The sequence below is a fragment of the Pseudomonas grimontii genome (assembly GCF_007858185.1).
Taxonomy (GTDB): Bacteria; Pseudomonadota; Gammaproteobacteria; order Pseudomonadales; family Pseudomonadaceae; genus Aquipseudomonas; species Aquipseudomonas grimontii.
In genome coordinates this window covers 48,629-72,295 of record NZ_VFES01000014.1, presented here as the reverse complement: position 1 = coordinate 72,295, position 23,667 = coordinate 48,629, and the positions used below count along the sequence as shown (strand labels likewise).

The 23,667-nt window shown below is 59.5% G+C and carries 23 protein-coding genes; 16 read left to right on the top strand and 7 right to left on the bottom strand.

All coding sequences use genetic code 11. The features are described from left to right. The first annotated feature begins 135 nt into the window (after positions 1-135). The 7 genes from FIV39_RS21245 (at position 136) to FIV39_RS21215 (ending at position 8,187) form a co-directional block, all read left to right on the top strand. Positions 136-1,395, top strand: coding sequence for a D-mannose isomerase (locus FIV39_RS21245; RefSeq protein WP_090400520.1), 1,260 nt, complete (start codon positions 136-138; stop codon positions 1,393-1,395). Between the two features lie 104 nt (positions 1,396-1,499). Next, a complete protein-coding gene (locus FIV39_RS21240; protein WP_090400519.1) occupies positions 1,500-2,786 on the top strand; it encodes an ABC transporter substrate-binding protein in 1,287 nt (428 codons plus the stop codon). A 107-nt stretch (positions 2,787-2,893) separates the two neighbouring features. After that, complete coding sequence (locus FIV39_RS21235) at positions 2,894-3,802, top strand: carbohydrate ABC transporter permease (protein WP_003175732.1); 909 nt, start codon at positions 2,894-2,896, stop codon at positions 3,800-3,802. After that, positions 3,795-4,640, top strand: coding sequence for a carbohydrate ABC transporter permease (locus tag FIV39_RS21230; protein WP_065949393.1), 846 nt, complete (start codon positions 3,795-3,797; stop codon positions 4,638-4,640). Before FIV39_RS21235 ends, FIV39_RS21230 begins: the two co-directional genes overlap by 8 nt. A 2-nt stretch (positions 4,641-4,642) precedes the next feature. Beyond that, positions 4,643-5,803 (top strand): ABC transporter ATP-binding protein, encoded by a 1,161-nt coding sequence (locus FIV39_RS21225; RefSeq protein ID WP_090400518.1) that lies wholly within the window; start codon positions 4,643-4,645, stop codon positions 5,801-5,803. An 85-nt stretch (positions 5,804-5,888) separates the two neighbouring features. Then, a complete protein-coding gene (locus FIV39_RS21220; RefSeq protein ID WP_090400517.1) occupies positions 5,889-7,238 on the top strand; it encodes a carbohydrate porin in 1,350 nt (449 codons plus the stop codon). 103 nt (positions 7,239-7,341) lie between these two features. Next, positions 7,342-8,187 (top strand): D-hexose-6-phosphate mutarotase, encoded by an 846-nt coding sequence (locus FIV39_RS21215; protein ID WP_090400516.1) that lies wholly within the window; start codon positions 7,342-7,344, stop codon positions 8,185-8,187. 326 nt (positions 8,188-8,513) lie between these two features. Here the strand turns inward: FIV39_RS21215 and FIV39_RS21210 are convergent, their stop codons facing one another. Further along, positions 8,514-9,374 (bottom strand): MurR/RpiR family transcriptional regulator, encoded by an 861-nt coding sequence (locus tag FIV39_RS21210; protein WP_186731546.1) that lies wholly within the window; start codon positions 9,372-9,374, stop codon positions 8,514-8,516. 218 nt (positions 9,375-9,592) lie between these two features. Here FIV39_RS21210 and zwf point away from each other — a divergent pair, with 218 nt between their 5' ends. The 3 genes from zwf to FIV39_RS21195 are packed head-to-tail and all read left to right on the top strand — an operon-like array spanning position 9,593 to position 12,442. After that, complete coding sequence (zwf, locus tag FIV39_RS21205; protein WP_090400514.1) at positions 9,593-11,059, top strand: glucose-6-phosphate dehydrogenase; 1,467 nt, start codon at positions 9,593-9,595, stop codon at positions 11,057-11,059. Next, positions 11,046-11,759 carry a 6-phosphogluconolactonase gene (pgl, locus tag FIV39_RS21200; RefSeq protein WP_090400513.1) on the top strand — a complete coding sequence of 238 codons (714 nt, stop codon included), beginning with the start codon at positions 11,046-11,048 and terminating at the stop codon, positions 11,757-11,759. Before zwf ends, pgl begins: the two co-directional genes overlap by 14 nt. A gap of 17 nt (positions 11,760-11,776) precedes the next feature. After that, a complete protein-coding gene (locus tag FIV39_RS21195) occupies positions 11,777-12,442 on the top strand; it encodes a bifunctional 4-hydroxy-2-oxoglutarate aldolase/2-dehydro-3-deoxy-phosphogluconate aldolase (RefSeq protein WP_026067364.1) in 666 nt (221 codons plus the stop codon). 79 nt (positions 12,443-12,521) lie between these two features. Here FIV39_RS21195 and FIV39_RS21190 read toward each other — a convergent pair whose 3' ends face one another. After that, the gene (locus tag FIV39_RS21190) at positions 12,522-13,721 is read right to left on the bottom strand and encodes an aminotransferase class V-fold PLP-dependent enzyme (protein WP_090400512.1); all 1,200 of its coding nucleotides are present in this window, start codon (positions 13,719-13,721) and stop codon (positions 12,522-12,524) included. A 10-nt stretch (positions 13,722-13,731) separates the two neighbouring features. Beyond that, positions 13,732-13,968, bottom strand: coding sequence for a DUF3820 family protein (locus tag FIV39_RS21185; protein ID WP_017139191.1), 237 nt, complete (start codon positions 13,966-13,968; stop codon positions 13,732-13,734). A gap of 206 nt (positions 13,969-14,174) precedes the next feature. Between FIV39_RS21185 and FIV39_RS21180 the strand changes: the two genes are divergently transcribed. Beyond that, positions 14,175-14,642 carry a ferritin-like domain-containing protein gene (locus FIV39_RS21180; protein WP_032891010.1) on the top strand — a complete coding sequence of 156 codons (468 nt, stop codon included), beginning with the start codon at positions 14,175-14,177 and terminating at the stop codon, positions 14,640-14,642. A gap of 136 nt (positions 14,643-14,778) precedes the next feature. Here FIV39_RS21180 and FIV39_RS21175 read toward each other — a convergent pair whose 3' ends face one another. Both FIV39_RS21175 and FIV39_RS21170 read right to left on the bottom strand, forming a co-directional pair. Next, entirely contained in the window at positions 14,779-15,249 is a 471-nt protein-coding gene (locus tag FIV39_RS21175; protein WP_003175719.1) for a MaoC family dehydratase, read from the bottom strand. Between the two features lie 57 nt (positions 15,250-15,306). Next, complete coding sequence (locus FIV39_RS21170; RefSeq protein ID WP_090400511.1) at positions 15,307-16,251, bottom strand: alpha/beta hydrolase; 945 nt, start codon at positions 16,249-16,251, stop codon at positions 15,307-15,309. 224 nt (positions 16,252-16,475) lie between these two features. Here FIV39_RS21170 and fadD2 point away from each other — a divergent pair, with 224 nt between their 5' ends. Further along, positions 16,476-18,164 carry a long-chain-fatty-acid--CoA ligase FadD2 gene (gene fadD2 / locus FIV39_RS21165; protein WP_090400510.1) on the top strand — a complete coding sequence of 563 codons (1,689 nt, stop codon included), beginning with the start codon at positions 16,476-16,478 and terminating at the stop codon, positions 18,162-18,164. Positions 18,165-18,546: 382 nt separating this feature from the next. Continuing rightward, positions 18,547-20,238, top strand: coding sequence for a long-chain-fatty-acid--CoA ligase FadD1 (gene fadD1 / locus FIV39_RS21160; RefSeq protein ID WP_090400509.1), 1,692 nt, complete (start codon positions 18,547-18,549; stop codon positions 20,236-20,238). A 52-nt stretch (positions 20,239-20,290) separates the two neighbouring features. Here fadD1 and FIV39_RS21155 read toward each other — a convergent pair whose 3' ends face one another. After that, complete coding sequence (locus FIV39_RS21155) at positions 20,291-20,668, bottom strand: hypothetical protein (protein ID WP_053139955.1); 378 nt, start codon at positions 20,666-20,668, stop codon at positions 20,291-20,293. 199 nt (positions 20,669-20,867) lie between these two features. Here FIV39_RS21155 and FIV39_RS21150 point away from each other — a divergent pair, with 199 nt between their 5' ends. The 3 genes from FIV39_RS21150 to def all read left to right on the top strand — a co-directional run bounded on the left by FIV39_RS21150 (position 20,868) and on the right by def (position 22,729). Continuing rightward, positions 20,868-21,053 carry a CsbD family protein gene (locus FIV39_RS21150; protein WP_034115689.1) on the top strand — a complete coding sequence of 62 codons (186 nt, stop codon included), beginning with the start codon at positions 20,868-20,870 and terminating at the stop codon, positions 21,051-21,053. A gap of 182 nt (positions 21,054-21,235) precedes the next feature. Beyond that, a complete protein-coding gene (locus tag FIV39_RS21145; protein ID WP_090400508.1) occupies positions 21,236-22,186 on the top strand; it encodes a YihY/virulence factor BrkB family protein in 951 nt (316 codons plus the stop codon). A 3-nt stretch (positions 22,187-22,189) separates the two neighbouring features. Continuing rightward, the gene (gene def, locus FIV39_RS21140; protein WP_090400507.1) at positions 22,190-22,729 is read left to right on the top strand and encodes a peptide deformylase; all 540 of its coding nucleotides are present in this window, start codon (positions 22,190-22,192) and stop codon (positions 22,727-22,729) included. A 78-nt stretch (positions 22,730-22,807) separates the two neighbouring features. Here def and FIV39_RS21135 read toward each other — a convergent pair whose 3' ends face one another. Further along, the gene (locus FIV39_RS21135) at positions 22,808-23,626 is read right to left on the bottom strand and encodes a class I SAM-dependent methyltransferase (protein ID WP_090409781.1); all 819 of its coding nucleotides are present in this window, start codon (positions 23,624-23,626) and stop codon (positions 22,808-22,810) included. Positions 23,627-23,667 lie beyond the last annotated feature (41 nt).

The window sequence follows — 23,667 nt, the reverse complement described above, 5'->3', positions numbered from 1 at the left end:
GCCCGCTCGCCACAGGCCACCTAAGCGGCTTGAATGTCACCGTCTGGTGACATTTCCCATCTCCTTCGTTACTTGCCCCCACCTCGCCCTTGTTTAGACTCCGGGTCATCCCACAAAAAATAATAAGGGCCACCCATGACCACGCAACCACTGCCTGCCAGCAGCTGGCTGAATGCACCTGCCCATCACGCCTGGCTCGCCGCCGAAGGCCAGCGCTTGCTGGCCTTCGCCAAGGCCTCCCGTCTGCCTGAGGGTTTTGGCAACCTCGACGACAAAGGCCAGTTGCCGGTCGATGCCCACGCCGAAACCATGAACACCGCGCGCATGACCCACAGCTTCGCCATGGCCCATGCCATGGGCTTGCCGGGTTATGCCGAGCGGGTGGCGCACGGCGTTGCGGCCCTGAGTGGACCTTTGCGTGATAGCGAACACGGTGGCTGGTTCGCCGCGCCCCAGGCCCTGGACGGCAACACCGGCAAAGCTGCCTACCTGCATGCCTTTGTCGCCCTGGCCGCCAGCTCGGCCGTGGTGGCGGATGCGCCCGGTGCACAAACCCTGCTGAACGACGCTATCCATATCATCGACCAGTTCTTCTGGAGCGAAGAGGAAGGTGTGATGCTCGAGTCCTTCGCCCAGGACTGGAGCGGTGTAGAAGCCTATCGCGGCGCCAACAGCAACATGCACGCCACCGAAGCCTTCCTGGCCCTGGCCGATGTCACTGCTGACACGCGTTGGCTGGACCGCGCCCTGCGCATCGTCGAGCGAGTGATTCATACCCACGCCGCCGCCAATCAGTTCATGGTGATCGAGCATTTCGACGCTCAATGGAAACCCCTGCTCGATTACAACGAAGACAACCCCGCCGATGGCTTTCGCCCTTACGGCATCACCCCTGGACACGGGTTTGAGTGGGCGCGGCTGGTACTGCACCTGGAAGCCGCGCGCCTGCAGGCCGGGCTGGCCACGCCGGACTGGCTGCTGAGCGCCGCCAAGGGCCTGTTCGCCAGCGCCTGCGAATATGCCTGGGCCGTGGATGGTGCCCCCGGCATCGTCTACACCCTGGACTGGAACCACCGCCCGGTCGTGCGCGAGCGTCTGCACTGGACCCACGCTGAAGCCAGCGCCGCTGCCCAGGCCTTGCTCAAACGCACGGGTGAGTTGCATTACGAAACCTGGTACCGGCGCTTCTGGGAGTTTTGCGACACCCATTTCATCGACCGTATCCACGGCAGCTGGCACCACGAAATCAGCCCGCACAACCAGCCCAGCAGCAACATCTGGGGTGGCAAGCCGGACCTGTACCATGCCTGGCAAGCGGTGGTGCTGCCTGCACTGCCCCTGGCACCGAGCATGGCCAGCGCTTTAGCCGCTGGGCGCCATGTCACCAGCTGGTGACATTTGTGCATCCCTTTGTTACCTGCGCTCGAAAAAACCATGTTTAAACTCCGTGCAGCGCAAGCTCTAGACTTGCATGCATAACAACAAGAAAAGGTATTCAGATGAACGCGATTAATCGCCTCGCCGTAGCTATTTCCGTTGCCTCGTTGTTTCCCCTCAGTGCATTTGCCGCCGACTCCAAAGGGACGGTTGAAGTTGTGCATTGGTGGACCTCAGGTGGCGAAAAGGCGGCTGTAGATGTCCTGAAGGCCCAAGTAGAGAAAGACGGCTTCACCTGGAAAGACGGTGCCGTCGCAGGTGGCGGTGGCGCCACTGCCATGACCGTGTTGAAAAGCCGCGCGGTCGCCGGCAACCCGCCAGGCGTTGCCCAGATCAAAGGCCCCGACATCCAGGAATGGGCGTCCACCGGCCTGCTCGACACCGACGTCCTGAAGTCCGTCGCCAAAGACGAAAAATGGGATTCCCTGCTCGACAAGAAAGTCTCCGACACCGTGAAGTACGACGGTGACTACGTCGCCGTACCGGTCAACATCCACCGCGTGAACTGGCTGTGGATCAACCCGGAAGTCTTCAAGAAAGCCGGTATCACCAAGAACCCAACCACCCTCGAAGAATTCTACGCAGCCGGCGACAAGCTCAAGGCCGCGGGCTTCATTCCGCTCGCCCACGGTGGCCAGCCTTGGCAGGACAGTACTGTCTTCGAAGCGGTCGTCCTGTCGGTAATGGGCGCCGATGGCTACAAGAAAGCCCTGGTCGACCTGGATAACGCTGCGCTGACCGGCCCGGAAATGGTCAAGTCCCTGACCGAGCTGAAGAAAGTCGCGACCTATATGGACGTCGACGGCAAAGGCCAGGACTGGAACCTCGAAGCAGGCAAGGTCATCAACGGCAAGGCCGGCATGCAGATCATGGGTGACTGGGCCAAGTCCGAATGGACCGCCGCCAAGAAAGTCGCCGGCAAAGACTACGAGTGCGTAGCTTTCCCGGGCACCGACAAAGCCTTCACCTACAACATCGACTCCCTGGCGGTGTTCAAGCAGAAAGACAAAGGCACTGCCGCTGGCCAGCAGGACATCGCCAAAGTCGTGCTGGGTGAAAACTTCCAGAAGGTGTTCAGCATCAACAAGGGTTCGATCCCGGTTCGTACCGACATGCTCAATGAAATGGACAAGCTCGGCTTCGACTCCTGCGCCCAGACCGCTGCCAAGGACTTCCTGGCTGACGCCAAGACCGGCGGCCTGCAGCCAAGCATGGCGCACAACATGGCCACCACCCTGGCTGTGCAAGGTGCGTTCTTCGATGTCGTGACCAACTACATCAACGACCCGAAAGCCGACCCGGCCGACACCGCCAAGAAACTCGGCGCTGCGATCAAGTCTGCTAAGTAGGAACTAGCTACAAGCTGCAAGTGACGAGCTGCAAGTAGGCGCGGTATGTCTTCACGCTTGTAGCTCGCCGCTTGTAGCTGCCTTCAGCCTTACTATTGGATTTCCCCATGAGTTCTGTTGCTGTGTTCAGCAAAGCCTCGCCGTTCGATGCACTGCAGCGCTGGCTACCCAAGCTGGTGCTGGCGCCCAGCATGTTCATCGTGTTGGTGGGCTTCTACGGCTACATCCTGTGGACGTTTGTGCTCTCGTTCACCACGTCTACGTTCCTGCCGAGCTACAAATGGGCAGGCCTTGCGCAATACGAACGGTTGTTCGACAACGACCGCTGGTGGGTGGCGAGCAAGAACCTGGCGCTTTTCGGCGGGATGTTTATCGGCATCACCTTGGTGATCGGCGTGACGCTGGCGATTTTCCTCGACCAGAAAATCCGTCGCGAAGGCTTTATCCGCACCATTTACCTGTACCCGATGGCGCTCTCGATGATCGTCACCGGTACCGCCTGGAAATGGCTGCTCAACCCGGGCATGGGCCTGGACAAACTCCTGCGTGACTGGGGCTGGGAAGGCTTCCGTCTCGACTGGCTGATCGACCCGGACCGCGTGGTCTATTGCCTGGTGATCGCCGCCGTGTGGCAAGCCTCCGGCTTCATCATGGCGATGTTCCTCGCTGGCCTGCGTGGCGTTGATCAGTCGATCATCCGCGCCGCCCAGATCGACGGCGCGAGCCTGCCGCGCATCTACTGGAGCGTGGTGCTGCCCAGCCTGCGTCCGGTGTTCTTCAGTGCGGTGATGATCCTGGCGCACATTGCGATCAAGAGCTTCGACCTGGTGGCGGCGATGACCGCTGGCGGGCCGGGCTACTCGTCCGATCTGCCTGCGATGTTCATGTACTCGTTCACCTTCAGCCGTGGCCAGATGGGCATGGGCTCGGCCAGTGCAATCCTGATGCTCGGTGCGATCCTCGCGATCATCGTGCCTTACCTCTACTCCGAGCTGAGGACCAAGCGTAATGACTAGTCTCGCTGCCAAACCTGCCATCAGCCTGAGCCGCATCGCGATCTACGCGGTGCTGATCCTTGCGGTGTTGCTGTACCTGGTACCGCTGGTGGTGATGTTGCTCACCAGCTTCAAGACCCCGGAAGACATCAGCACCGGCAACCTGTTGAGCTGGCCGACCGTGGTCAGCGGCATCGGCTGGGTCAAGGCCTGGGACACCGTGGATGGCTACTTCTGGAACTCGATCAAGATCACCGTGCCGGCCGTGCTGATTTCCACCGCCATCGGCGCGTTGAACGGATATGTGCTGTCGTTCTGGCGCTTCCGTGGTTCGCAGTTGTTCTTCGGTCTGCTGTTGTTCGGCTGCTTCCTGCCGTTCCAGACCGTGCTGCTGCCCGCGTCGTTCACCCTCGGCAAGATGGGCCTGGCCAGCACCACCACTGGCCTGGTGTTTGTGCACGTGGTGTACGGCCTGGCGTTCACCACGCTGTTCTTCCGTAACTACTACGTGAGCATTCCGGATGCGCTGATCAAGGCGGCACGCCTGGACGGTGCCGGTTTCTTCACCATCTTCCGTCAGATCATTCTGCCGATGTCCACGCCGATCATCATGGTCTGCCTGATCTGGCAGTTCACCCAGATCTGGAATGACTTCCTGTTCGGTGTGGTGTTCTCCAGTGGCGACTCCCAGCCCATCACGGTGGCGCTGAACAACCTGGTCAACACCAGCACCGGGGCCAAGGAATATAACGTGGATATGGCGGCGGCGATGATCGCCGGGCTGCCGACCCTGCTGGTCTATGTGATCGCAGGCAAGTATTTCGTGCGCGGCCTGACGGCCGGCGCGGTCAAGGGGTAATCATGGCTACGCTTGAACTTCGCAATGTAAACAAGACCTATGGCGCCGGCCTGCCCGACACCTTGAAGAACATCGAACTGTCGATCAAAGAGGGAGAGTTCCTGATCCTGGTCGGCCCTTCGGGTTGCGGTAAGTCAACGCTGATGAACTGCATCGCCGGCCTTGAGACCATCACCGGCGGCGCGATCATGATCGGCGACCAGGACGTCAGTGGCATGAGCCCCAAGGACCGGGACATCGCCATGGTGTTCCAGTCCTACGCGCTGTACCCGACCATGAGCGTGCGCGAGAACATCGAGTTCGGCCTCAAGATCCGCAAGATGCCCCAGGCCGACATCGACGCCGAAGTGGCGCGCGTGGCCAAGTTGCTGCAGATCGAACACCTGCTTAACCGCAAGCCAGGCCAGCTCTCCGGCGGCCAGCAACAGCGCGTGGCCATGGGCCGGGCCCTGGCGCGTCGGCCGAAAATCTACCTGTTCGACGAACCGCTGTCCAACCTCGACGCCAAGCTGCGCGTCGAGATGCGTACCGAAATGAAGCTGATGCACCAGCGCCTGAAAACCACCACGGTCTACGTGACACACGATCAGATCGAAGCGATGACCCTGGGCGATAAAGTGGCGGTGATGAAGGACGGCATCATCCAACAATTCGGCACTCCGAAAGAAATTTACAACGACCCTGCTAACCTATTTGTGGCAAGCTTTATCGGTTCACCACCGATGAACTTCGTTCCTATGCGCCTAAAACGCAAGGACGGGGTGTTGGTGGCGCTGCTCGACAGCGGCCAGGCGCGTTGCGAATTGCCGCTGGGTATGAACGACGCTGGTCTGGAGGACCGTGATGTGATTCTGGGCCTGCGCCCGGAGCAGATCGTGTTGGCGGCGGGTGAGGGTAATGGCTCATCGAGCATACGTGCCGAGGTCCAGGTCACCGAGCCGACCGGCCCGGACACACTGGTGTTTGTGCAGCTCAATGACACCAAGGTCTGCTGCCGTTTGGCGCCTGATGTGGCGCCGCAGGTGGGCGAGACCCTGACCCTGCAATTCGATCCATCCAAGGTACTGCTGTTCGACGCCAACACTGGCGAGCGCCTCGGCACTGCTTCTTCATTGCCCGCACAGGGGCATGTGGACAATGTGGCCCAATTCAAAGGTCGCTGAAGTAGATAAGTTGTTGTTTTAGATGAAAAAAGTAACCCGCGTTAGATAAAAACAGTTTAATAACAATAAAGACGAGGATGTAGGGATGAAAAAGCAACACAACAACACCCGGCTGATCTGCCAACTGTCAGCAGTTGCAGCCCTGGTTTTGTCCGCCAATGCGATGGCGGACGAAGCATTCAGCGCCGATTCCAAATGGATGACCGGCGATTGGGGCGGCGAGCGTACCAAGCTGATCGAGCAAGGTATCGATATCAAGGCTGACTACGTAGGGGAAGTAGGCGCCAACCTGCATGGCGGCTACAACGACGACAAGACTGCCCGTTACGCCGACCAGTTTGGCTTGGGCGTAGCGCTGGACCTGCAAAAGCTGTGGGGCTGGGACAACACCCAGGCCAAGATCCAGTTGACCAACCGTAATGGCCAGAACATCTCCAATGACCGCATTGGCGACCCGCGTGCCGGCACGCTCAGCTCGTCACAAGAGGTGTATGGACGCGGCCACATGGTGCGTCTGACCCAACTGTGGATCCAGCACCAGTTCCTCGACGGCAAGCTGGACGTGAAAGCCGGTTACTTCGGTGAAGGCGAAGACTTCAACACCTTCCCCTGCGAGTTCCAGAACCTGACGTTCTGCGGTTCCCAGGTGGGTAACTGGGCAACCAACATCTGGTACAACTGGCCAGTCATGCAGGCTGCATTGCGTGTGAAGTACAACATCACGCCTGAGCTGTATGCGCAAATCGGTGCCTACAACCAGAACCCATCTCAAACCGAGCATGGCAACGGCTTCAAGCTCAGCGGCAGCGGTACCAAGGGCACCTTATTACCAGTGGAATTGGTCTGGTCGCCGAAGGTCAATGGCCTGCCGGGCGAATACCGTGTGGGTTACTACAAGAGCACGGCCGATGCCAACGACGTTCGTGAGGACGTGAATGGCCAGAACGCCGGTGCTACCGGCGACGCCTTCCGCGTCCGTAGCAGCAAGAGCGGTTACTGGGGCGTCCTGCAACAGCAACTTACTACCCACAATGGCGACGCATCCCGCGGTCTGAACATTGCGGCTAACGTGACCTTTCACGACAAAGACACCAACTTTATCGACAACTACCAGTCGCTGATGTTTGTGTACAAAGGCCCATTTGATGCGCGTCCAAAAGATGACGTCGGCATTGGTTTCGGGCGCATCCATGTCAACGATGATGTGAAGAAAACCGCTGAGTTCGTCAACGCGGCAAATGGCATCAGCGACTATGACAACCCGCTGTACGCGCCACTGCGTACTACCGAGTACAACTACGAAATCAACTATGGCTTCCACGTCACCAACTGGCTGACCGTGCGCCCCAACCTGCAGTACATCACCCACCCAGGTGGTGTTGATCAAGTCGACAACGCCTTGGTTGCCGGTCTGAAAATTCAGTCGGTGTTCTAACGCTGTTGCGATAAGCTCCTTCTCTCTGTGCGCATTTTGCGGGTAGCCATGGCTATCCGCTTTTTTTTGGATGGCACTGTGACGATATTCAGGACCGTGGCACATGCATGAGCAACCGCTGCAACGCTTTTTCAAATCCCTGCGCGAGCGTCCGGTGTTTGCCTGGGAGCGCTTTCAGATGCGCGACGTGTTGGTGATCGACCATCCGCTGTGCCAGGCGGTGTTCAGTCGCCAGGGCGCGCAACTCTTGCATTTTCAACCCCGTGGCCAGAAACCCTGGCTGTGGTGCGCGGCCAAGTGGCCGCAAGTCGGCGCCATCCGTGGCGGCGTGCCGGTGTGCTGGCCTTGGTATGGCCGTCACCCGAGCGAAAACGCCTGGCCGTCCCATGGTTGGGCGCGGTTGATCGACTGGAAACTGCTCGACAGCAGCACCGACCACGACGGCGTGCGCCTGCACTGGCAATTGCAGCTGTGCGACTGGCAGGTCGACCTGCACGCGCACCTGGGCGACACCCTGGAACTGCGCCTTAGCACCGAGCATCAGGACGAGTTGCCGTGCCAGTTGAGCCATGCTTTGCACGCTTACTGGCGTATTGGTCACGTCGATGAGATAGCGCTGTCTGGACTCGACGGCGCACACGGTTACGACCAGCTCAATCGCCAGGCGTGTCAGCAGGAAGGCGAGTTGCGCGTGGACGGCGGGTGCCAGCGGGTGTTCCAGCACGACGGCGAACTGCACCTCAAGGACCACGCCTGGCAGCGCGAACTGTGCATCGACACCGGCGACAGCGCCGATACCGTCGTATGGCATCCCGGCAGCCGGCCGCTGCTGGGCGTGAGCTTCAACGAGGCGTCGGGGTTTGTGTGCGTGGAGTCAGCGATGGCCGGGGCGAGTCTGGCGCCGGGGGAGCGGGCGCATCTCAGTTTGCAGGCGCGGGCTGGGGTTTAGCGGTGTGGTTGATGGCCTCATCGGGGGCTTGCCCCCGATGAGCATAGGTATCTACACAATTTTCAGAGACTGGCGAGTTCCCCTGTGGCGAGCGGGCTTGTCGAATCGTCGCGCCGCCCGCGTTGGGCTGCGAAGCAGCCCCCAAAACCAGCCTCCACAGAGTGTTTGATACACCGCATTCTTCCTTACTGGGGCTGCGAAGCAGCCCAACGCGGGAAAAGCCCGCTCGCCACAACAGCCCTATCTGCCGGGTGTTCAGCGTTGAGCAAAAGTTGTGTAGATACCCATGGCCCGATGAGGCCAGTGAAGCCAACACACAGGCTGGCTTAGTTGAACTCATCCCCAACCGGATACCGGCTGTCATTCAAGCTCTCTTTGATCTTGCGCAAATGCGGCTGGAAATCCACCCCGCGGCGCAAGGTCATGCCGGTGGCCAGCACATCCAGCACGGTCAACTGAATGATCCGTGAGGTCATCGGCATATAGATGTCGGTGTCTTCGGGCAGTGGAATGTTCAGGCTTACGGTACTGGCCTTGGCCAGCGGCGAGTTCTCGGCGGTTACGCCCAGCACGGAGGCGCCGTTTCCCCGCGCGATGCGCGCCACTTCCACCAGCTCGCGGGTGCGTCCGGTGTAGGAAATGATCACGAACAGCTCGCCCGTGTGCGCCACCGACGCAATCATGCGCTGCATCAGCACGTCGGCATGGGCGGTGACCGACAGATTGAAACGGAAGAACTTGTGCAATGCATCCATGGCCACCGGCGCCGAAGCGCCCAGGCCGAAGAAGTGGATTTGCCGCGCCTGGATCAACAGGTCCACGGCCTTGCTGATCAGGGCAGGGTCCAGGGCCTGGCAGGCGGCGTCCAGCGAGGCGATGGCGCTGCCAAAGATCTTCTGGGTGTAGGCCTCGGGGTTATCATCGGCCTCCACGGCGCGGCTGACATACGCTGCGCCACTGGCCAGGCTTTGCGCCAACTGCAATTTAAGTTCAGGGTAACCGCTGACGCCGAACGAACGGCAGAAACGGTTGACCGTCGGTTCACTGACCGAAGCGGCTTGGGCGAGGGCTGCGATAGAGAAGCGGGTCGCCTGCTGCGGGTTGAGCAGGATGACCTCGGCAACTTTTTTCTCGGCCTTGTTCAATTCTTCGAGGCGGTTCCGGATCTGTTCCAGAAGATTTCGCACGCGGTCCATTCAGTCTTTCCTTCGGGCGACGATGCAAATAAGGGTGGCAACCAATCGACGAGTGGCTCTTTGCGGTGGCCTATCCTACTGAGGGTAGCTGAACACCACCACTCGGAATGCGTATTTCGGGAAAATGTTGTGGTTATTACTACATTTTTCCTTGAGTGATGCCTTGAAAAAAGGTATTTGTAGCTTAACTTGATAAAAGAACAAACATCATGCCTTCGATAACCGTAGAACCCTGCACCTTTGCCCTGTTTGGCGCCTTGGGTGATCTGGCGCTGCGCAAGTTATTTCCTGCCCTCTATCAACTTGATGGCGCCGGGCTCCTGCACGACGACACCCGCATCCTGGCCCTGGCCCGGGAAGCCGGCTCCGAGCAGCAACACCTGGCCCATATCGAAAAAGAATTGCGTAAATACGTCGGCAAGGAACTGGACGAGAGCATCGCCCAGCGTTTCCTGGCCCGCCTGACCTATGTACACGTCGACTTCATGAAAGCCGATGACTACGTAGTCCTGGCGGAAAAGGCCGGCAACGAACAACGCCTGATCGCCTACTTTGCCACGCCTGCGTCGGTGTACGGTGCGATCTGCGAGAACCTGTCCAAAGTCGGCCTGGCGGAAAACACCCGCGTCGTGCTGGAAAAACCCATCGGCTCGGACCTGGAATCCTCGCGCAAGGTCAACGATGCCGTGGCGCAGTTTTTCCCGGAAAACCGCACCTACCGCATTGACCACTACTTGGGCAAAGAGACCGTCCAGAACCTGATCGCCCTGCGTTTCGCCAACAGCCTGTTCGAAACCCAGTGGAACCAGAACTACATTTCCCACGTGGAAATCACCGTGGCCGAGCAGGTCGGTATCGAAGGCCGTTGGGGCTATTTCGACAAGGCCGGCCAGCTGCGCGACATGATCCAGAACCACTTGCTGCAGCTGCTTTGCCTGATCGCCATGGACCCGCCGGCCGACCTGTCCGCCGACAGCATCCGTGACGAGAAGGTCAAGGTGCTCAAGGCCCTGGCGCCGATCAGCCCGGATGGCCTTACCACTCAGGTGGTGCGTGGCCAGTACATCGCCGGTTACAGCGCCGGTAAGCCGGTGCCGGGTTACCTGGAAGAAGAAAATTCCAACACCCAGAGCGACACCGAAACCTTCGTCGCCCTGCGCGCCGATATTCGTAACTGGCGTTGGGCCGGGGTGCCGTTCTACCTGCGCACCGGCAAGCGCATGCCGCAGAAGCTGTCGCAGATCGTCATCCACTTCAAGGAACCGTCCCACTACATCTTCGCCCCCGAGCAGCGTTTGCAGATCAGCAACAAGCTGATCATCCGCCTGCAGCCGGACGAAGGTATTTCCTTGCGCGTGATGACCAAGGAGCAGGGCCTGGACAAGGGCATGCAACTGCGCAGCGGGCCACTGCAACTGAATTTTTCCGACACCTACCGCAGCGCGCGTATCCCCGATGCCTACGAGCGTTTGCTGTTGGAAGTGATGCGCGGCAATCAGAACCTGTTTGTTCGCAAAGATGAAATCGAAGCCGCGTGGAAGTGGTGTGACCAGTTGATCGCCGGGTGGAAAAAATCCGGTGATGCACCCAAGCCGTATGCGGCGGGGTCCTGGGGGCCGATGAGCTCTATTGCACTGATCACGCGGGATGGGAGGTCTTGGTATGGCGATATCTGAATTGAAACTGCCTCAGGGTGTTACGGCCCATGAGTACCGCACGCCTGCCTTGTTGGCGGACGGCCTGGCCAACGACGTGGCTGAACAACTGCGGGGGGCTATCAGTGCCCGTGGCGAAGCGACCCTGGTCGTGTCCGGCGGCCGCAGCCCCGTGGCGTTTTTCCAGAACCTGGCCAAGCAAGGCCTGGACTGGTCCAAGGTCACCATCACCCTGGCCGATGAGCGCTGGGTGCCGGTGGAACATGCCGACAGCAATGCTGGCCTGTTGAAGCAGCACCTGTTGCAAGGCCCGGCGGCCAAGGCCAGGTTCCTCAGCCTGTACAGCGCCGCCGCCAACCTTGAAGACGCTGCCGAGCACGCCGATCGCCTGCTGGCCGAGTTGCCAGCCATTGATGTGCTGGTGCTGGGCATGGGCGATGACGGCCACACCGCATCGCTGTTTCCCAACAGTCCGAACCTCGCGCAGGCATTGCAGGCCGACGGTACCCGCCGTTGCTGGCCGATGCTGGCGCCGACCGTACCGCACCAGCGCCTGACCATGAGTCGCGCGTTGCTGGCCACGGCCCACTACACCGTGCTGTCGATTTCCGGCAGTTCGAAGTTGACCACCTTGAGCGCCGCGCTGGCCAGTAACGACGTTGCTGCCATGCCGATTCGCGCGTTTTTGCAACCTACTTTAGAGATTTACTGGTGCCCATGAGCCAAGGATCAGCCGCTATGAAAAGCCCTCAACCGACCGTGTCCATGGCGGATAAAGTTGCCCTGATCGACAGCCTCTGTGCCAAGGCGCGGATCCTGCCGGTGATCACCATCGCCCGCGAACAGGACATCCTGCCGCTGGCCGATGCACTGGCCGCCGGTGGTTTGACCGCCTTGGAAGTGACCCTGCGTTCCGAGTTCGGCCTTAAGGCCATTCAGGTTCTGCGCGAGCAGCGCCCAGAACTGTGCACCGGCGCTGGCACCGTACTCGACCGTCACATGCTCGAAGCGGCGGAAGTCGCCGGTTCGCAATTTATCGTCACTCCCGGCATTACCCGCGACCTGCTGGAAGCCTCGGTACACAGCCCGATCCCGCTGCTGCCAGGCATCAGCAACGCCTCCGGCATCATGGAAGGCTATGGCCTGGGTTACCGCCGCTTCAAGCTGTTCCCGGCTGAAGTCAGCGGCGGCGTTGCTGCCATCAAGGCCTTGGGCGGTCCGTTCGGCGAAGTGAAATTCTGCCCGACCGGCGGCGTTGGCCCGGCCAATATCAAGAGCTACATGGCGTTGAAAAACGTGATGTGCGTGGGTGGTAGCTGGATGCTTGACCCGGAGTGGGTCAAGAACGGCGACTGGGCCCGCATCCAGGAAGTCACCGCGCAGGCGCTGGCGCTGCTGGATTGATCTGATTCACCGAATCGTTGTTGCTGTGCTTAACGGCATTTTTGCGGTGCACTTGGTCGGTGTACCGCTTTTTTTTTGCCTAAAGAACTTCCCCACCCCCCGGGCCGTTGTAGGCCAGTTCGGTAATGGCTTTTGCCAGTAGCTGAATGTCCACCGTAGAGGTGACCAACCCCGGCGTCACCCGAATACAGGTGCCAAACGCCGCGCCAACTCGGGTAGTGGCAAACAAGTCGTAGTCCTTGAGCAACCGATCCACCATCGCTTGCTGGTCCTGCCCCGTAAACTTGAACGCCGTAATCCCGCAATACAGCCGTGGATCATCCGGCGTCAGCACCTCGATGCCCGGTAATGCCCGCACCTGTTTTACCCACACGTCGCGCAAATAGTTCACCCGCGCTCCCTTGGCTGCAGCGCCGCCCATGGCGCGATGTTCTTCAAATACCAGTGGCAAGGTCATCAGTGCCGGAAAGTTGGGGGTGCTGTACGACGTACGCGCACGCACGTCGGTGGCGGGGTAGTGGAACTCGCCCATGTCCGGATCAATGTCCGCCAGGCGTTCGGGGGCGATATAGAGAAACCCCAGGGTCAGCGGCGCGCCGATCCATTTGTGCAGGTTGAACCCGGCGAACTGAATGCCCAGTTCGGCGAGGTTGAACTCGATCTGGCCCAGTGCATGGGCGCCGTCGAGGATCACGTCGATGTCATGCTCACGCGCAGCCTTGGCGATGGCCTCGACAGGCATCACCAGGCCAGTGCGGTGGGTCACATGGGTGAGTACCATCAGCTTGAGGCGCGGGTACTGGGCGAACGTATCGCGATAGGTCTGCAACAGGCTGTCGAAACTGGCCGGGTGAGTGTGGGACAGTTCGATCACTTCCACACCGCGAACCCCCGCCAACCAGCGCATCGCACCTTTGACCGTGTCGTACTCCAGGTCGCTGATCAGCACCTGATCGCCCGGTTGCAGGCAGTTGTAGTTGCGGATCAGCGACTGCAAGGCTTCGGTGGCGTTGCGGGTGAAGGCTACCGATTCGGGGTCGACGTCGATCAGTCCGGCCAGTTGGCGACGGACCGCGACGTTTTCACCTTGCTCGAAGCGCTGGCGCACATACAGCGAGTTGCTGCGGTTGATAAACGCCACGTGTTCCAGGTACTGCGCCTGCACTTCGCGGCTCATACGCCCGAAGTAGCCGTTCTCCAAATTGATCGGGCCGGGTTCCAGCGCATAGCGCTGGGCGATGGCCTGCCAGTGAGGTTCGTTATCAGCATTCCTTGGCATGGCGAGTCTCTTAGTGGCGGGGGGCGGGTTTACCGTGTTTAACGCGCAACGGTTCCAGCAGTTCAGACAAGCCGTTGTGGTCGATTTCCTGCATCAATGCCAGCAACCCGCCCAGCTCGCCGTGGGGAAAGCCTTCGCGGGCGAACCAGTTCAGGTAGGGACCCGGCAGGTCGGCGATGATCCGGCCTTTGTACTTGCCGAAGGGCATTTCGCGGGTGATCAGCAGTTCGAGTTTTTCGGGATTCATGAGCTTCGTGTGCGTGAGGCGAGGTCTTCGAAAATACAGGCATTCTGCATGAAGGCCAAATGACAGATCATGCAAATAACGTACATACAGATGGTTCAAATATTTTTAAGTTATTGAAAATAAACATAAAAGTACTTTCTCAAAACCTGGCACGAGCGCTGCAATCATTAAGACAACCCTTGTTCACCTGCCTAAGGAATTGAAAAATGACTGACATCAACAAAGAATCGATCTCCGTACTCAACGACCTGATCGAGACCAGCATCGACGGCCAGAAAGGTTTCAAGGAATGCGCTGAAGACATCAAGCATCCGGAACTCAAAGCGCTGTTTGCCAAGCGCTCCGCTGACTGCGCCACTGCCGCCGCCGAACTGAAGACCGCCGTGCGTGCCTTGGGCGGTGATCCGGAAGATTCCGGCAGCGTAGCCGGCGCCCTGCACCGTGGCTGGGTCGATGTGAAGTCGATGGTTACCGGTAAAGACGAAGAGGCTGTGCTGAACGAAGCCGAGCGCGGTGAAGACCACGCACTGAAGGCTTACAAGGAAGCCATCGAGAAGATCAACAAGCACAACCTGCTGGGTATTCGTGATCTGGTTGAGCGTCAGTACCACGGCGTACAACGCAATCACGACCAGGTAAAAGCCCTGCGTAACCAGGCTCGCGCTCAGTCGTAAGCCCTGCTGTGTAACAACTGTGGGAGGGGGCTTGCCCCCGATGGCGGAAAATCAGTCGACATTTCGACGACTGATACTCCGCTATCGGGAGCAAGCCCCCTCCTACATTTGTATGGTGTTGGTCTTGAAACCGGACTCAGCCGATGCTGATCGGCGGCAGCTCGGTCAAGGTCACGACCTGCTGTTTGCGTGGCGCGAGGATTTCCGCCTCGCCATCCACTACCAGCTCATCGCGCTGGTTGAACACGCGGGTGGCGATACGTACGCGAAACTTCGGCAGCTTCTCGAGGATTTCCAGACGCACGGTCAGGGTATCGCCGATTTTTACCGGCTTCTGGAAGCTCATCTGCTGGCCGATATAGATAGTCCCCGGCCCAGGCAGCTCGCAGGCGACGGCTGCGCTGATCAGCGCGCCGCTGAACATACCGTGGGCGATACGCTCCTTGAACATGGTCGCCTTGGCGTATTCGGCGTCCAGGTGCACCGGGTTGTGGTCACCGGACATGGCGGCGAACAGCTGGATATCACGCTCTTCGACGGTCTTGCTGTAGCTGGCGGTCTGGCCGACTTCGAGGGCTTCGTAAGGGGTGTTGGTTACCTGGGTCATCTAAGGGTGCATCCTGTGGCTAATCGGTAATTTAACTGTCTGATTTTAAAGGAAAAGCTATTCGCAGCGGGCCGGCCTGCGCAACGTCAGGGCCTGGTCGAGCCAGGTCAGCACATCGGCGGTGACTTCATCGCGATTGGTTTCGTTGAACACTTCGTGACGTGCCTGCGGGTAGATATTCAGTTGCAGGTGCTGGCTGCCGGCCTCACGCAGGGCATGGGCCAGGCTTTTGAGACGCTTGCCCTCACTGACCGGATCACATTCGCCGCCCAGCACCAGGATTGGCAGGCCAGGATCGATCTGGGCGAGATTGGACGCTTTGCTGATTTGCTGCAAGCCGCCGAGCAGGTCGATCCACAGCTGGTTGGTGCAGCGGAAGCCGCAGAGTGGATCGTTGATGTACTTGTCGACTTCATTCGGGTCACGGCTGAGCCAGTCGAACGCGGTGCGATTGGGTTTGAATGCCTTGTTGAACGAGCCGAACGACAGCAACTCGATCAATGCACTGCGCCCACGCATACCCTGGCGCAGACGTTCGGCGCGAGCGATCAGCCGTGCGGCGCGGTACAACGCCACCGGCTGGAAATTCGAACCGCTGAGAATCGCTCCGTGCAGGCTGGCGCTGTGGTGCAGCAGGTAGGCCTGGGCGATATAGCTGCCCATGCTGTGGCCCAGCAAAATGATCGGCAGCCCCGGTTGCTGCTGGCCGATGTGCTGGTTGAGGCTGGCCAGGTCGCCGACCACTTTGTTCCAGCCATCTTTCTCCGCGTAGAGCCCCAGGGTACCTTCGTCGGCGGTGCGGCCGTGACCACGCTGGTCCGGCGCATACACGCCATAGCCGGCACTGCACAAGGCTTTGGCCAGCCGCTCATAGCGCCCGCTGTGTTCTGCCATGCCGTGGGACAGCATGACCACTGCCTTGGCCGGGCCGACGGGCATCCAATGATTGACGTACAGGCGGCTGTGGTCATTCGCGGTCAGCCAGAAGGTGCTGTGGTTCATGGCGGTTCCCTTTCTCAAGGTCTGCTCAAGGTCTGCTCAACGTTGTTGCAGTGTATAGCTCATCTGTCAGGAGGCGGGGTATCTGCCTACGCATCAGGGACAAGATTCATACAATCAATGACGCAATTTGCTGTATTTGCCTGTTTGGCCATAGCTGCTAACGTCCCCCAAGCTCCGCTTTCTATAAAAGCGGCCGGACACCTTCAGGTAAGGGGACAAGAATAATGCAACCTGATTTCTGGAATGACAAACGCGCGGCGGGTGTTCCTAACGACATCGACCTCTCGGCCTACAAGTCGGTAATCGAAGTCTTCGAGCGCTCGTGCAAGGCCTTTGCCGACCGTCCGGCATTCAGCAACATGGGCATCACCCTGACCTACGCCGAGCTTGAGCGCCAGAGTGCGGCGTTCGCCGGCTACCTGCAGCAGCACACCGACCTCAAGCCCGGCGAGCGCATCGCCGTACAGATGCCCAACGTGCTGCACTACCCGATTGCCGTATTCGGCGCATTGCGCGCCGGGCTGATCGTGGTCAACACCAACCCGCTGTACACCCCACGCGAGATGCGCCACCAGTTCAAGGACGCCGGCGTGCGCGCCTTGGTCTACCTCAACCTGTTCGGTTCGCGGGTGCAGGAAGTGTGCACCGACACCGAGATCGACTACCTGATCGAAGCCAGGATGGGCGACTTCATGCCCGCCGCCAGAGGCTGGCTGGTCAACACCGTGGTCGACAAGGTCAAGAAGATGGTCCCGGCCTACCACCTGCCGCGAGCGGTGTCGTTCAAGCGTGCCCTGCGCATGGGCGCGGGCCTGGGGGTGACCCATCATCCGGTGACCCTGGATGACATTGCCGTGCTGCAATACACCGGCGGCACCACCGGCCTGGCCAAGGGGGCGATGCTCACCCATGGCAACCTGGTCGCGAACATGCAGCAGGCGCGCGCGTGCATGTCCCAGGTGGGCGACGACGGCCACCCGTTGATCAAGGAAGGGCAGGAGGTGATGATCGCGCCGCTGCCGCTGTACCACATCTATGCCTTCACCGCGAACTGCATGTGCATGATGGTCTCGGGTAATCACAACGTGCTGATCACCAACCCGCGGGACATCGGCGGGTTTATCAAAGAGCTGAAAAAGTGGCGCTTTACCGGCCTGCTGGGGCTTAACACATTGTTTGTGGCGTTGATGGACCACCCGGAGTTCAAGAACCTGGATTTCTCCCACCTAAAACTCACCAACTCCGGTGGTACGGCACTGATCAAGGCCACGGCCGAACGCTGGCAGCAAATCACCGGCTGCACGATCGGCGAGGGTTATGGCCTGACGGAAACCTCACCGGTGGCCTGCACCAACCCCTACGGCAACAAATCGCGGCTGGGCACGGTGGGTATCCCCGTGCCGGCTACCGCGATGAAAGTGATTGACGATGAGGGCGCCGAACTGCCCTTGGGCGAACGCGGCGAGCTGTGCATCAAGGGCCCGCAGGTGATGAAGGGCTACTGGCAACAACCGGCCGCCACCGCCGAGACCCTGGACGCTGAAGGCTGGCTCAAGACCGGTGACATTGCGGTGATCGATGCCGATGGCTTCGTCAGCATCGTCGATCGCAAGAAGGATTTGATCATCGTCTCGGGTTTCAACGTGTACCCCAATGAGATCGAGGACGTGGTGATGGCCCACCCGGCCGTGGCCAACTGCGCGGTGATCGGCGTGCCGGACGAGCGCACGGGGGAGGCGGTGAAGCTGTTTGTGGTGGCGCGTGCTGAAGGGGTGAGCCTTGAGGAACTGAAGGCGTACTGCAAGACCAACTTCACGGGGTACAAGGTGCCCAAGCACATTGTGTTGCGTGACTCGCTGCCGATGACGCCGGTAGGGAAGATCCTGCGACGAGAGTTGCGCGACATCGCTTGATATGAAATGAGATTGAAGTGTGGGAGGGGGCTTGCCCCCGATGGCGGTATATCAGTCACCAAATGTGTTGGCTGAACCACTGCTATCGGGGGCAAGCCCCCTCCCACATTGTTATTTATTGCTTTAGAAGCCGCATTCCAGAGCCTGCCACAGGTCTATAGAATTTTTGCTCTAAAAGTGACTGCTGGATATTCTTGAGTCACGTTTATGACTGTAGGGCCCTCTTTTGGCTCTAGTCGGCCCTTGGCAAAGCTGCTACTCTCGGCGCGCTTTGTGACGTCTAGGCCTGCTTGAAAGCGCCAGATTCACCTAAAAAAACATACACCAATAATAATCGCATCAAATGCGATGATGAATTCGCGTCGCTGAGGAGTGGGCTTCCATGAACGAAGACTTTTGGAAGGATAAGTACCCCGCCGGGATTGCTGCAGAAATCAATCCAGACGAGTATCCGAATATTCAGGCGGTACTGAAACAGTCCTGCCAGCGCTTCGCTAACAAACCGGCTTTCAGCAACCTGGGCAAGACAATCACCTACGGTGAATTGTACGAATTGTCCGGCGCCTTTGCCGCGTACCTGCAACAGCATACCGACTTGAAGCCCGGCGATCGAATCGCCGTGCAGTTGCCCAACGTCCTGCAATACCCGGTCGCCGTGTTCGGCGCTATCCGTGCCGGCCTGATCGTGGTCAACACCAACCCGCTGTACACCGCGCGGGAAATGGAACACCAATTCAACGACTCCGGTGCCAAGGCACTGGTCTGCCTGGCCAACATGGCTCATCTGGCGGAAAAGGTCGTGCCCAAGACCGCCGTCAAGCATGTGATCGTCACCGAAGTTGCCGACCTGTTGCCGCCGCTCAAGCGCCTGCTGATCAACAGCGTCATCAAGTACGTGAAGAAAATGGTCCCGGCCTATCACTTGCCCAAGGCGATCAAGTTCAACGACGTACTCGCCAAGGGCCATGGCCAAGCGGTCAACGAAGTCAGCCCAGCCAGCAGCGACGTGGCCGTGTTGCAATACACCGGTGGCACGACTGGCGTGGCCAAGGGCGCGATGCTCACCCACCGCAACCTCGTCGCCAATATGCTGCAATGCAAGGCGCTGATGGGCTCCAACCTCAATGAAGGTTGCGAGATCCTGATCACGCCGCTGCCGCTGTACCACATCTATGCGTTCACCTTTCACTGCATGGCGATGATGCTGATCGGCAACCACAACATCCTGATCAGCAACCCGCGTGACCTGCCGGCGATGGTCAAGGAACTGTCGAAGTGGAAGTTCAGCGGCTTTGTCGGCCTGAACACCCTGTTCGTGGCGCTGTGCAACAACGAAGCGTTCCGCAAGCTGGACTTCTCCGCGCTGAAGGTCACCCTGTCGGGCGGCATGGCCCTGCAACTGGCGGCGGCCGAGCGTTGGAAAGCCGTGACCGGTTGCGGCATCTGCGAAGGCTACGGCATGACCGAAACCAGCCCGGTGGCCACGGTGAACCCCATCCAGCATATCCAGATCGGTACCATCGGCATTCCGGTGCCGTCGACCGTGTGCAAGGTCATCACCGACGACGGCGTCGAGCTGGCCTTGGGTGAAGTGGGTGAGCTGTGCGTCAAGGGCCCGCAGGTGATGAAGGGCTACTGGCAGCGCGAAGACGCGACCGCCGAGATGCTCGACAGCGAAGGCTGGCTGAAGACCGGCGACATTGCGATCATCCAGCCGGATGGTTACATGCGCATCGTCGACCGCAAGAAGGACATGATCCTGGTCTCCGGTTTCAACGTTTACCCCAACGAACTTGAAGACGTGCTGGCAGGCTTGCCCGGCGTGCTGCAATGCGCGGCCATCGGTGTGCCGGATGAAAAGTCCGGGGAACACATCAAGCTCTTTATCGTGGTCAAGCCGGGCGCCACCCTGACCAAGGAGCAGGTGATGGAGCATATGCGCGCCAATGTCACCGGCTACAAAGTGCCAAAGGCCGTGGAGTTCCGCGATGCGTTGCCGACCACCAACGTGGGCAAGATCCTGCGCCGCGAATTGCGCGATGAAGAGCTGAAGAAACTCGGCCTGAAAAAGTAACGCAATCCAAATGTGGGAGGAGGCTTGCCCCTCCCACCTTTAAATCCGGTGCTTACAGGGCGAACTGCGCGAAGCTGACACCCGCACCCGCCGGGCGCACATCCTTCAAGAACGAATCCTTATCCGCACTCAGCTCCAGGGTAATCTCCGGTTTGCGCTTGCCCGCATTGCGCACCACCAGCCCTTCGAGTTTTTCACGCAGGAACACGGTCGGCACCTTCAGGTGCAGCAGTTGGTCGGTCTCGGCGTTGTGCATCAACAGGTGAATCCACTCGTACTGGCCCACGGCAATACGACCCACTGGCAGGTCAAACCACCAGATGTTGCGTTTGCGGTCCAGGTCGGTGAAGTGGCAGTTGTTGACGCCGAGTACGGCACCGCCCAGTTCTTGGTTTCTGCGGGCGATGGCCTGTGCTTTATTGAGTTTCATAACCTTCCTACGGGATCTGTTATTCAGCGTTAGAGCCTGAATGTGCCGGGCATTCTCGGGGGTTGGCTGCAAAACATAAAGCCAAACCTGCGGCTGGCGATGAAATGCTCGCTGAAAAATAATTGAAACTCTGCCGAACGGCCTCGGGTCAATCTCTAGGTAATGACCGAAATCCTTGATTGTTCCCAGGAGACATACCATGAGTAGCACATCGGATAAGGCAAAAGGCTTGGCGAATGAAGCCGTCGGCAATATCAAGCAGGGCGTCGGCAAAGTGACTGGCAACGACAAGCTGCGTGCTGAAGGCGTTATTCAGGAAAAGAAAGGCGAAGTTCAAAAAGCGGTGGGCGATACCAAGGACGCGGTCAAGAAAGCGACCAAATAGTCCCGACCCGGCTGACGGCAATTGCGCAGTCTTGCGGCCATCCACGGATGGCCGTTTTTATGTCATGTGTTGCAACTAAAGTTGCGGAATTGTTTCAAAGTCGCCAAATGGGCTACTTTGATGTAGAAAACGGCCCCTGAGTCGCCCACGAACTCACCCTCTTTGCGGCGAAAGGAGACGCTATGATCTTTCCGGTTCTCGATGGTCTCAAGCTGCACAAGGTGCTGGTGCGCACCGTCAAGGAATTCGTCGATGACGAGATGTCCACCTACGCCTCGGCACTGGCCTACCAGATGCTGTTCTCGTTGTTTCCCTTCCTGCTGTTCCTTATCGCCCTGATCGGTTTCCTGCACCTGCCGGACTTTTTCACCTGGCTGCGCCTGCAGTCGGAGCTGGTGTTGCCGCCCCAGGCCCTGGAGCAGGTCAACCCGGTGATCGACCAGCTGCAGCAATCCAAGGGTGGTTTGCTCTCGGTGGGTATCGTGATTGCCCTGTGGACCGCCTCCGCTGGCGTGCGCCTGATGATGAGCGCCATGAACGCCGCGTACGACGTAGTGGAAGGCCGGCCGATCTGGAAGCGTTTTCCGTTGTCGATTTTCTACACCATCGGCATCGCCGGCATGCTGCTGGCCGCCGCCGCGCTGATGGTGCTCGGCCCACAAGTGATGGAATGGCTGGCCGGCCAGATCGGCATGCAGGAGTTCGTGGTCACCCTGTGGACCATCGTGCGATGGCCGCTGATCGTGATCCTGCTGATGTTTGCCGTGGCCCTCATGTATTACGTGATGCCCGACGTCGAGCAGAAATTCCGCTTCATCACGCCAGGCTCCGTGCTCGCGGTGGTGGTGTGGATCGTGGCTTCCCTGGGCTTCGGCTACTACGTCAAGACCTTCGCGGACTATAACGCCATGTATGGCAGCATCGGTGCGATCATCGTGCTGCTCCTGTACTTCTACATTTCCGCCGCCGTGCTGTTGCTCGGAGCGGAGATGAATGCCGTGATCGAGCACATGTCGGCCGAAGGCAAGGAACCAGGCGCAAAGGATTTTGATGAGCCTGCGCCCGCGCACGAAAAACAACACGTCTCCGGCCTCGGCCGCGACCATTCCAAACCCACTACCGACGAAGCCTGATCGATGATCCGTGAAATCCTGAAAATGGGCGATGAGCGCCTGCTGCGTGTCGCCCCGCCGGTGCCGCCGGAAATGTTCGACAGCCCCGAGCTGTGGCAATTGATCGACGACATGTTCCAGACCATGGAGCACGTGGGCGGCGTCGGCCTGGCTGCGCCGCAGATTGGCGTCGACCTGCAACTGGTGATCTTTGGTTTCGAAGCCAGCGAGCGCTACCCGGATGCGCCGCCGGTGGCGCAGACCATCCTGATCAACCCATTGATCACGCCGCTCAGCCCGGTGTTGGAAGAAGGCTATGAAGGCTGCCTGTCGGTGCCCGGCCTGCGTGGCGCGGTGGACCGTTACCAGCAGATTCGCTACGAGGGTTTTGATCCGAAGGGCGAGCCGATCGTACGTTTCGCCGATGGCTTCCACGCGCGGGTGGTGCAGCATGAATGCGATCACCTGATCGGCCGGCTGTACCCTTCGCGGATTACCGACTTCAGCAAGTTCGGGTTCATTGACGTGATGTTTCCCGACATGGACCCTGCTGCTGACGAGTAATCTTGCTGGCACACTACAAGTCGAAAATGTGGGAGGGCGCCTGCCCCCTCCCACATTTGATTTGTATTTGAGGCCGGGTTATTTGGCCGGTTTGACGAACCGCAACGTCATCCGGTCCGACTCGCCAATCGCCACATACTTCGCCTTATCCTGCTCCCCCAACTTCAGCGTCGGCGGCAACGTCCACACGCCAGCGGGATAATCCTTGGTGTCCTTCGGGTTGGCGTTGACCTCACTCTGGCCAGCCAGCTTGAACCCCGCATCGGTCGCCAGTTTCACCACCTGGGCGGTGGTCAGGTAACCGCTGTCCTTGATCGCTTCCAGATCGGCCCCGTCCTTGGCCCGGTGATCTTCCACACCCAGCACGCCACCCGGTTTCAACACCTTGTAGAACGCGCTGAACGTGGCCTTGGCCGTATCGGCCAGCACCCAGTTATGCACATTGCGGAAGGTCAGCACGGCATCCGCCGACGCAGGTTTGCCGAACACCGGTGCCTTGGGATCGAACTCGACCACGTCTGCCTTGGCATAGCGCGTCGGGTCGGCGGCGAATTTCTTTTTCAGGTTCTCTTCCGACGTGCGCGCATAGGCGCTGCTGCTCGGCGCTTGCACGGCGGCGATGTAATGCCCGTGATCCTTGAGCAACGGCGAGAGCAGTTCGCTGTACCAACCGCCACCAGGGGTGATCTCGATCACGGTCTGCCTGGGAGACAAGCCAAAAAATGCCAAGGTCTGCTGCGGGTGGCGATAGCCGTCTCGGGCGCTGTTGGCCGGGTCGCGCCAATTGCCAGCCAACACGCTGGCGTATTGCTGGGCGCTGATCGGCGCGTCAGCGGCCTGACTGAAAGTGGGAACGAAGAGGGCGGTAAGGGACAGAGCTGCAAAGGTCGCTTTCATGATCATCCGAAAAATGGGCCACTGTGTCGCCGAGGCTAGCA